Origin of the sequence: Floccifex sp., from assembly GCF_051873495.1 — a bacterium.
Classification (GTDB): domain Bacteria; phylum Bacillota_I; class Bacilli_A; order Erysipelotrichales; family Erysipelotrichaceae; genus Floccifex.
In genome coordinates this window covers 1-10,213 of sequence record NZ_JBJEEX010000058.1, presented here as the reverse complement: position 1 = coordinate 10,213, position 10,213 = coordinate 1, and the positions used below count along the sequence as shown (strand labels likewise).

The following is a 10,213-nucleotide window of genomic DNA, read 5'->3' as shown; positions in this document are numbered from 1 at the left end:
TATATTTTCAAACTTTTTCATAAATTCTATTGATTTTTATATAGTTAGCTTTCCAACAATTTAAAGTATACTTTAAATTGTTTTGATTTTCAAACAAATTAAAACTCATGAATCCATTTCCCTTGCATAAGGCGAATAAGAAAAATGATTCCTCTAAAACATAATTCCAAACACATTGCCATCCATATACCATATAAGCCAAAATGAAGTGATAAAAAATATGCCAAAGGCAAACGAACACACCACATACTAATAAAATTTAATATACTTGAAATGAAAGTATCTCCAGCTCCTCTGAACACACCAGCACACACGATTGATATTCCATATAAAGGTTCAGCAAAGGCTTCAATGCGAAGTACATTAATTGCCAGAGTTTGAATTTCAATATCTTTTGTCATAAAACCAATCATTTCTGGCGCAAAATAAAACATGAAGATTCCTGAACAAGCCATAACAATGGCTGCTAGTGATGTAATCAAGTATGACAGTGATTTTGTTGTTTTCCTTCTTTTAGCACCAATACTTTGTCCAATAATTGTTGTAGCCGCTTGTCCAATTCCATATCCTGGCATATAACACAAACTTTCTGCTGTTACCGCAAAAGAGTGAGCAGCAACCGCAACGGTTCCTAATGGAGCTACGATTCTTGTAAATAAGATATAAGACATTGAAGTAATGGTACTTTCAACAGTGACCGGAACACCTATTTTTAAGGTGTTTTTTAATATCATTGGCTCTAAGTGAATAGGCTCTTTTCCTTTAAGTAATTCTGATTTTTTAAAAATATAATACATTTGACAAATCATCGAAAAAACAATAGAAGTACCTGTTGCCAAAGCAGCACCAGTCACTCCTAAATTTAATCCTATAGGAAAAATGAAGAAATAATTTAAAACAACGTCTAAAACACACATTAAAACATTAAAAACACTTGGTATTTTCATATTTCCACTTGCCTGCAATGACACACTTGCCATCGCATTCAAACAGTGAAATGGAATAAAAAAAGAATAAACTCGTAAGTAATTCGTGGCTTGAGAAACAATTTCAGCATCTCCTTTTAGCCATATCGGAATATAAGGACTCAATACAATCCCAAAGAAACACAAAACGAAACTCAAGATTAGACACGCAATAAATCCTTGTTTCATAATATTACGCGTTTTACTTTTTTCATTAGCTCCAATACTTTGTGCCATTTGCACTGTAAAGCCTGCATTAAAAGAAGAAGATAACCCTGTTAAAAGCCATATTGTACTTGAAACCAATCCAATTGATGCCGATTCATTGGCACCTAAATGACCTACCATAGCCGTATCAATATACTGCATAGCGGTTGTTGAGATTTGTGCACAAATAGAAGGTAAACTCAATTGTGTAATTAATAAAATACGATTTTTTAATGATAAAGGTCGGCCTTCTATCAAATCCAAAAGTAAACTATTTCTCATATAATTTCTTTGCTTTATCTACATAGTTGATGGCATTCATTTTATTAGCTTCAACTTGTGAATCACTTACCTTTTTTATCACTTTTCCAGGTACACCTACTACAATACTATTATCTTCAACAATCATTCCTTCATGAATTAAGGCATTGGCTCCAATAATACAATTCTTTCCAATTTTACATCCATTCAATAAAGTCGCATTCATACCAATGACAGTATTATCCATAATCGTACAACCATGTATAATGGCGCCATGTCCTATGGTTACTCCATTTCCTATTTTAACTGGGAAACCAGGATCACAATGAATAATGGCATTATCTTGTACGTTGGAATTTTGACCAACAACGATTTTATCTTCATCTGCTCGTAACACTGCCCCATACCATATACTAGCTTCTTTTTGTACTTCGACATCGCCAATTAACACTGATGGCTCTAAAACATACCCTTCTATTTTAGGCTTTTTTCCATTAAATTCTTTTATCATCTTTTCCTCCTGGAATAAAACTATCAAATATCATGCATTCATAATTTACTTTGGATTCATTATATTGTTCTTGTGATTTAATTGTCCAGGCAACTCTTTTAAATTTATATAATTTATTCATTAAACGATAACTAAAAAACGAAGAACAACGAACATCAAAAGCTATAAAATCAGGACGCGTAAAACCATTCAACAAGAAATTTGTTAAAACAAAGGCCAATGGTTTATTCATTTTTTCATTTTGATAATGATTTTCAGATAATTGTCCTCGAATGATGTCATTACGATTTTTCCGTAGCCATAAAACAACACCTGGATGAAAGGATTCAATAACATAGTCACCACTATATTGATCCATTCGTTCACATACTTTTTTTACTGTTTCAATTGGTTTTCCTTCTGCTTTAATTTCAATAATCAAAGGTACTTTTCCATTGATAACATCTAATACATCATCAAATAAAGGAATCTTTTCATTTGATTTCTTTAATGAATATTTTTGACATTCATCGTAGCTCATTTCAAATAACTGACAATCCACATGACACATTCTTTTCAAAGAAGCATCATGAAACACAACTAGTTTTCCATCTGTTGTCATTTGTACATCTAACTCAATACCAAAACCATGTTCCACTGCTCTATGGAAAGCCGGCAAAGAATTTTCTGGATAATTTGTTTTGTTGTCAAACAAGCCGCGATGCGCATAATCATAAGATTCTAAATTTTCCCATTTTTCTTTAAAGCGAATGGAATTGGGTTTAATTGCCCATAAATACAATAAAACTAAAACAATTAATAAAACAACTATAAACATTATTTCCCTTCTATCTCTTTTTGAATTAAACTCGCATAAGCTTTTGAACCTTCTTCATTAGGGTGAATACCATCACTAGATAAATATTCAGGATGAGAGCTTGCCACAGTATACCAATCAATAATTTTTAAATTACTATATTTTTGTGCTAATTCATTTAAATACGCATTATTACTATCTTGCCAAGATAAAGTTGGACAATAGTTATTTACCCAATAAACTGTGCGATCTCCCAAGTAACTCATTAACTCTTCTGCTAGAAAATCATAAATAACACCATTCGTTCCCATGCAAACAATAACCGTATCTTTTAATTGACCATTGGCTTCAATGGTTTGTAAAGCTGTCTTTTCTTCTCCCATATGACGAGAAACAACAGCATCAATAACACAATCCGGATACATTTCTTTTATTTCATCATAGCACCCTAATAAAATAGAATCTCCTACAAATACTAAATTAGAAGTCGATACTTTATCTTGATTGTCTTGTTCCATCTTCTTAGTATTTTCTTCCATTTCTTGTTTCAAAGATTCAATGTCTTCTTTTTTATCTTTAGCTTGTACTAAACCAAAAGATCCTACACATAACGAAACAGCCAAGATTCCATTTGCGACCACCTTTTTCTTAACATTCAACAACACATGAAGAGCTATCGCAAGCACAAACACAATGAATACTTGTACAATAGGATAATCAAAGTGAAGATAGTTACAAATAAATAAAACAGGATATTGCCATAAATATATTTCATAACTAATCGTTCCAATATATTTTAATGGCTTCCATTCTAAAATACGTCCAATCCCAAAAGAAGGATAAATTGTCATCACAAGCATAACGACAAACAATAACGTAATTAGAAGCATTCCTCCTCTATACAACATTGTATTGTTTCCATCCACAAAAATAAAAATCAAAATAGAAACAAGTAGACAAAGTCCAAATATTTTTTTACTATCTTTTCCTTTGATTTTATAATTTTTATAAAATAAACCAATTGCACATCCTAAAAGAATCGCAAATACACGAGTATCAAAGCCATAGTAAACTCTTGTGATTCCTTGTGGTAGACAAAGTGCCATAGCCAAACAAGAACACATTGCTAAAATAATACATAAAATAATAGGATAATTTTTATTTTTCTTAGTAATTTTATTAAATACAACAACCAATAAAGGCCAAATTAAATAAAACTGCAATTCAATACTCAAATACCATAAATGCGTGAAGCAAGATGAATTTAGAATACGAGTAAAATAATCCGCATCTTGAAAAATCTGCCACCAGTTATTGTAGCCCAATAAAACCGATAATACTTCTTGTCTCATACCATCAAGCAAAAACGAGTCGATACAAAAATATACACTTAGCGTTAAAAACACAACCAATAATAATCCTGGATAAATTCTTTTAATTCGCTTTTTATAAAATTCACGAATTGAAAATGAATGAAAGTCTTGTTGTGATAACAAAAATCCTGTAATCACAAAAAACAAACAAACACCGTTAAACCCTCCCTTAAATGTATCCGGAAAAAAATGATAGAAAGTAATTGCAATTATTGCGATAGCTTTTAAGCCATCAATTCCTTTAATATATTTTTTCATAGCTGTTATTTTACACTTAATCAGCTAATAATTCTATAAAAAAATATGAACACAAACCGTGTTCATATTTTTTTAACCAAGAAGTGCTTTATCACTGGCAAATTCTTCTCCACTTACTTTTTCAAACATATGAAGAAGTTGTTCCACCGTTAAATTTTTCTTTTCTTCTCCTTTAATATCTAAAATAATTTTTCCTTCATTCATCATAATTAAACGATTTCCATGGGCAATGGCATCTTTCATATTATGCGTAATCATTAAAGTCGTAAGATGATTCCTTTGAACAATAGCCTCTGTTGTTTCAAGTACTTTACTTGCTGTTTTCGGATCCAAAGCCGCCGTATGTTCATCCAATAATAATAATTTTGGTTTCTGCAAAGAAGCCATTAATAAAGTAACTGCTTGTCTTTGTCCACCGGACAACAACCCCACTTTTGAAGTCATACGATTTTCCAACCCTAATCCCAATGTCTTCAACAACTCATAATATTCTTTACGTTCTTGTTTTGTGATTCCAATTCGTAGAGTTCTCTTTTGTCCTCTGCGTTTTGCCAAAGCTAAGTTTTCTTCAATATTCATTGTCGCAGCCGTTCCAGTCATTGGATCCTGGAATACACGCCCAATGTATTTAGCTCGTTTATGTTCTGGTAAAGAAGTTATATCTTCTCCATCGATAATAATATGACCTGAATCTACGTTCCAAACCCCGGCAATGGCATTCAACATCGTTGATTTTCCAGCTCCATTTCCACCAATAACCGTTACAAAGTCGCCTTCTTCAAGTTTTAAATTGATTCCTTTTAAAGCTTTCTTTTCATTTACCGTTCCAGGATTGAAGGTTTTATGAACATCTTTGATTTCTAACATGTTTAAGCCTCCTTTTTCACGTGTTTACTCGCATAGTTTGATTTCCAATATGGCACTGCCAAGAATAACGAAACAACTACAGCCGATAATAATTTCAAATCATCCGTTGATAATCCTAGTTTCAATACAATTTGAATGACAACATAATAAATAATGGCACCAAATACACATGACAATAATTTTAAGGCAAAGTTTTTAAATATTTTTGAGAATAAAACTTCCCCAATAATAACAGCAGCCAATCCAATAACAATGGCACCTCGTCCCATATTAATATCCGCAAATCCTTGATATTGTGCTAATAAACCACCACTTAAAGCAATTAATCCATTTGAAATCATTAGAGCCAATACTTTTGCACGATTGGTATTGATTCCATTAGCACGTGCCATATTTTCATTGGCTCCTGTAGCACGAAGCGAAGAACCAATTTCAGTTCCAAAGAACCAATATAAAATCGCAATCAAAACAACAATACAAATCACTAATACCAATAAAGGATTTTGAAGTGAGAAAGTACGTAAATAACGTGAACTTAGCGCTAAATTATATTTATCCGCATTGATTGGTAAATTAGCTCTTGAAAAAGTAGCTTGATCCCATCCCATTATATGTAAGTTAACAGAATACAATGCCAATTGTGTTAAAATACCAGATAAAATAGCGGGGATTCCAAAAGCGGTATGAAACAATCCCGTCACAAAACCAGCTAATAAACCAACAATAAAACTTGCGATTAAGGCAATATAAGTTGGAACATCCAACATAATTAAGACAATACAAGTGGCAGCTCCCGTACATAAAGATCCATCCACGGTTAAATCGGATATATCCAATATTTTAAATGTAATGTAAACACCAATAGCTAAAATTCCCCATATCATACCTTGGGAAATAGCCCCTGGCATTGAATTTAATAAAGATGTAATAAATGCCATATAAATCCTCCTAACCAAAAAAAATTGGAGAAAGAAAGAATCCTTTCTCCAACTCATTCATTATTCTTCAATTACTTCGTATCCTTCCGGAATTGTTACACCATATAAATCAGCCATAGATTTTACATATTTCTTAGTAACTTTTGGAGCAAATTGTACTTCCATTGTTGATACATCCTCACCATTTACTAAAATTTCATAAGCCATTTCACCTGTCTTATATCCTAAATCATAATAGCTAATAGATGATGTTGCGACACCACAACCGGAACAAATACCTTCTTCACCAGCGAAAATTGGTGTTTTATATGTATCTGTTGTGACAATATCTTTGATTGTACTTGTATTATTTGCGGCTGTATTGTCTGTTGGAATATAGATTACATCACTCTTTTCACATGCTGTTTGTGTAACCGATGCGATATCATTCGAATCGGTAAATGAGAAATATTCAACACTATATCCATAATCATCTTCTAAAATTTTCTTAATTGTATCACATTGATAAACAGAATTAGGTTCGGCTGAACAATATAGTAAACCAACTGTTTTCGCATCTGGGAACAATTCATGAATCGAAGCTGCTTGTTCATCAAGCGGTGCTAAATCACTTGTACCAGAAACATTCGTTCCGACTACCCCAGTCCAGTCATCAATTTCTAATGCTGTGGCATAATCTGTTACTGATGTACCTAATACAGGAATTGTACTTGTTGCAGCTGCTGCAGCTTGCAATGGAGCCGTAGCATTTGCCAAGATCAAATCCACTCCATCAGATGTAAATCCATTTACGATTGTGGCACAATTGGCAGCTTCCCCTGAAGCATTTTGTAAATCAAATGATACTTTATCACCTAATTTTTCTGTTAAAGCATCTTGAAATCCTTCCGTTGCTGCATCTAATGCAGGATGCTGTACTAATTGTACGATACCAATATTATAGGTATCATTTGAACCGGAATCAGAACAAGCACACATTGATACCGCCATCAATGCTGCCATTCCTGTGGCAATAATTTTTTTCATATCTTTCTCCTTCAACGATTAATTTATAAAACAATTTTATCACGCAAAATACATGTGTCAACGAATCTTTTACATTTATTTACATTTATAAACTTATTTTCAATTATTTTTTCATAACATTTGTAATTTTCTTTCATATATTATTATCACTCAAAATAAAAAATACCTCCTTATCTTATAACGTGATTACCCTATATCACTTATATGAAAGGAGGCGACTTATATATGTCCATATAAATTTTATCACAGATTTATGCAATAACAATAAATTAAATAGAAAACGAACAACATATCGTTTTCTATCATTCCCATTTCTTATCTACACTATAATAAAATCTTCATTACAATTGTCTTACAACTTTGATGGTTTTAATACAATTACATTTAATATCAAGTAGAAGAAACTAAAGATACCAGTAAACACAAAATAGTATATCCATGACCAATATTCATAAGAAAAGCGCATACTAAATGGATACATATAACTAAAATCATTTTGGAATTGTAGATATTGTATAAACACATAAATCAATAATGAAAAGCACAAAATAAAGAATAACCTTAAAATTGCTTCCATCCATATTCTTTTATGAATCACTTTCTCATCAATTCCTAATTGATCAAACACCATGTACTCATAAGCCAGTTCTTTTTTCCTTTTTGTCAGAAAAATAATATGAGTAAAAACAAGAACCATAAAAATAATAAAAATCACGATTAAATAAAAAATCACATCTTGTTCAATCATATCCATCATTTGTTTTTTTATCGAAGTATTATTAGTGAATGATAAATTATTTTTGCTGCAAAGAGATGAAAAAGATGATTCCAAAGGTTCTGTTTTAATATCATCTTTAAACGATAACGATACATAATTTATTTCATTGCCTACTAATTGAGAAGATACAAACATTTGATTTGGTTTACCAGTACAATACAAACTATCGTCAATAGATTTTCGAATAATCCCACCCACTAAAACATCTCTATTTTCAGAATTATAAGAATGAAGCGTTATCTTATCCCCTACTTTAATTGTATTTTCTTGATAAACAAGTGATTCATCATAAAATGTATCTGGATTCGAACTCACATTAGCATCATGCCATTGATTATCATTGGTTATTTCTTCCTTAGTATACTTTGGAAGATATAAATAAACTACTTCTCCACTTTTAAATGCTTCTTCATCAAAAGTTCCTTCATCAATATGATCTTTTAAAAACTCTAAATAATCATTTCCTTCTTTATAAAAGACAGCCGGAAAAAATTGTTTATTCCCATTCCAATCATATTCATATCCATATGTAAAGAAACCATCTTCTTTTTCTTTCCATATATTGGATTATTCCATTCCAGACCAAGTAATATACGTAGAATAATCAATATATGTCTTATTATAAGTATCTACTCCTTCATTTGTTGTCAATAAATCCAAAATAGTCTTATCAATTGCTGGCATAGCATATACATCTTGTGAAACAGATTGTCCTTTTTCATTTACATATTCTTGTGAATAAAGTATTTGTGGATTACTTGAGATATAAATATCACTTTGACTATTTATTTCATTATATTGATTTCGGTTTTGAATAAAATTTGACATTGATATGTATACCACAACTAATAACACAACCGGAATAAAAACTAGTAGTAATTGTTGTTTATAAGAAAAACGAAGTGATCGTATACACAATGAAAATGGTGATTGTTTACGATATTTCGTTTTTATTGTTTTTTAACAGTGTGTTCTTGATTTGAAAAAGTATTCATATTCATAGGAATACTTTGAATTTGCATCATCACAATAATAGAAGCAAAAATAATAGAAAGAATATAAATACCAATAGAGCATAATAAAATCAAAACAGGAACAGACAAAAATAAACTGATTAAAATAAAAATTAAGATAGGTAAAACCATTGTTTTCATCAATAAAGACAATAAATCTTTATACAACATTCCTGTATCAGCTCCTAAAGATTTAAGAATCTGTATTTCTTTAGTATGTTGATTTGTCCAATGATAAAGCATATATAAAAGTAATAACACCGCATAACAAACACTGAATCCTGACAACAAAGTAAATGGAAAATTTTGTTTAGCTAAAGGATCGTATGTAAATTCTACATTGGTATTTCGTACTATTTTTCCATCTAAATTCATCTCATCAAGAACGGTATCATATCCCTTTTTCGTATCAAAAAAGATATGCTTTGATATCACTACATTTGATGAATCGTCATATATAAATCCCTTAACTAGATTTTGATTTCCAAGCCAATTTATTGAATAATTATCTAATATTCCACATAAAACATATTCTTCTGTATTTCCATAGTCATCACTCAATAAAATTGGTTGTCCTAAAGTATAATCCAAACCCATTTCATCTAGTTTATACGCTTCAAGCATGATTTCATTTTCTTTTTCAGGATAATGTCCTTTTTTTAAAGTCAAATGATTTAAGTCAAAAAAATCATCTTCTACATATCCAATAGTTCCAACATATTCATCTTGATAATAGGCATTTTCTACTATATTCATCTCTACTTTATTTTCTAGCATCTGATGATTCAAAATTGTCTGTAAGTCATTATCATCTACATTAAAGACAACTGCTTGCCATGAGCCATAAAGCCGTTCATTTTGTTCTTTTTTATTTTCAAATATAAGAACTTGCATATATAAAGAAAACAAAATAATACCTAATGAAGCCGTAAATAATATCAATAACCTTGCCCACAATTTCTTATTCTTACTATAATATCGAAACCTATTCATACGATTTTACCTGTCCATCTTCCATATAAATGATAAAATCTGCATGTTTAGCTAAATCAATATCATGTGTCACAAGAATAATTGTTTGTGAAAATAAAGACTGACACTCCTTCAATAATTGAATTACTTGTTTGGCATTTTCTCTATCTAAGTTACCGGTTGGCTCATCGGCTAAGATAATATTTGGCTTTCCGACAATTGCACGAGCAATCGATACTCGTTGTTGT

At 31.0% G+C, this 10,213-nt stretch carries 10 protein-coding genes and 1 pseudogene; all 11 read right to left on the bottom strand.

Going from position 1 to position 10,213, the window contains the following annotated elements; translation table 11 throughout:
- Positions 1–98 precede the first annotated feature (98 nt).
- A complete protein-coding gene (locus tag ACI313_RS03845; protein ID WP_320608274.1) occupies positions 99–1,454 on the bottom strand; it encodes an MATE family efflux transporter in 1,356 nt (451 codons plus the stop codon).
- Positions 1,444–1,944 (bottom strand): gamma carbonic anhydrase family protein, encoded by a 501-nt coding sequence (locus ACI313_RS03840; protein ID WP_320608273.1) that lies wholly within the window; start codon positions 1,942–1,944, stop codon positions 1,444–1,446. The genes ACI313_RS03845 and ACI313_RS03840 overlap by 11 nt, the downstream gene beginning before the upstream one ends.
- On the bottom strand, positions 1,928–2,761 hold the full coding sequence (locus ACI313_RS03835) for a glycerophosphodiester phosphodiesterase family protein (protein WP_320104382.1): 834 nt from the start codon (positions 2,759–2,761) through the stop codon (positions 1,928–1,930). Before ACI313_RS03835 ends, ACI313_RS03840 begins: the two co-directional genes overlap by 17 nt.
- Positions 2,761–4,371 carry an acyltransferase family protein gene (locus ACI313_RS03830; RefSeq protein ID WP_320608272.1) on the bottom strand — a complete coding sequence of 537 codons (1,611 nt, stop codon included), beginning with the start codon at positions 4,369–4,371 and terminating at the stop codon, positions 2,761–2,763. Before ACI313_RS03830 ends, ACI313_RS03835 begins: the two co-directional genes overlap by 1 nt.
- Before the next feature lie 72 nt (positions 4,372–4,443).
- Positions 4,444–5,238: an ABC transporter ATP-binding protein gene (locus ACI313_RS03825; RefSeq protein ID WP_320608271.1), complete on the bottom strand. Its 795-nt coding sequence runs from the start codon at positions 5,236–5,238 to the stop codon at positions 4,444–4,446.
- 2 nt (positions 5,239–5,240) lie between these two features.
- Entirely contained in the window at positions 5,241–6,176 is a 936-nt protein-coding gene (locus ACI313_RS03820) for an ABC transporter permease (protein ID WP_439755304.1), read from the bottom strand.
- Between the two features lie 60 nt (positions 6,177–6,236).
- Positions 6,237–7,202 (bottom strand): ABC transporter substrate-binding protein, encoded by a 966-nt coding sequence (locus ACI313_RS03815; RefSeq protein ID WP_439755303.1) that lies wholly within the window; start codon positions 7,200–7,202, stop codon positions 6,237–6,239.
- A gap of 352 nt (positions 7,203–7,554) precedes the next feature.
- Complete coding sequence (locus ACI313_RS03810) at positions 7,555–8,295, bottom strand: hypothetical protein (protein WP_439755302.1); 741 nt, start codon at positions 8,293–8,295, stop codon at positions 7,555–7,557.
- Positions 8,296–8,547: 252 nt separating this feature from the next.
- On the bottom strand, positions 8,548–8,808 hold the full coding sequence (locus ACI313_RS03805) for a hypothetical protein (protein ID WP_320608267.1): 261 nt from the start codon (positions 8,806–8,808) through the stop codon (positions 8,548–8,550).
- Between the two features lie 122 nt (positions 8,809–8,930).
- Positions 8,931–9,986, bottom strand: coding sequence for a hypothetical protein (locus ACI313_RS03800; RefSeq protein ID WP_320608266.1), 1,056 nt, complete (start codon positions 9,984–9,986; stop codon positions 8,931–8,933).
- Positions 9,979–10,213 (bottom strand): annotated as a pseudogene (locus tag ACI313_RS03795) (ABC transporter ATP-binding protein); the annotation flags it as partial. The gene ACI313_RS03800 and the pseudogene ACI313_RS03795, both read right to left, overlap by 8 nt.

Bases quoted from the DNA above. Each gene is read 5' to 3' on its own strand.
- ACI313_RS03845 (WP_320608274.1), bottom strand. From the start codon at position 1,454: ATGAGAAATAGTTTACTTTTGGATTTGATAGAAGGCCGACCTTTATCA.
- ACI313_RS03840 (WP_320608273.1), bottom strand. From the start codon at position 1,944: ATGATAAAAGAATTTAATGGAAAAAAGCCTAAAATAGAAGGGTATGTT.
- ACI313_RS03835 (WP_320104382.1), bottom strand. From the start codon at position 2,761: ATGTTTATAGTTGTTTTATTAATTGTTTTAGTTTTATTGTATTTATGG.
- ACI313_RS03830 (WP_320608272.1), bottom strand. From the start codon at position 4,371: ATGAAAAAATATATTAAAGGAATTGATGGCTTAAAAGCTATCGCAATA.
- ACI313_RS03825 (WP_320608271.1), bottom strand. From the start codon at position 5,238: ATGTTAGAAATCAAAGATGTTCATAAAACCTTCAATCCTGGAACGGTA.
- ACI313_RS03820 (WP_439755304.1), bottom strand. From the start codon at position 6,176: ATGGCATTTATTACATCTTTATTAAATTCAATGCCAGGGGCTATTTCC.
- ACI313_RS03815 (WP_439755303.1), bottom strand. From the start codon at position 7,202: ATGAAAAAAATTATTGCCACAGGAATGGCAGCATTGATGGCGGTATCA.
- ACI313_RS03805 (WP_320608267.1), bottom strand. From the start codon at position 8,808: ATGTCAAATTTTATTCAAAACCGAAATCAATATAATGAAATAAATAGT.
- ACI313_RS03800 (WP_320608266.1), bottom strand. From the start codon at position 9,986: ATGAATAGGTTTCGATATTATAGTAAGAATAAGAAATTGTGGGCAAGG.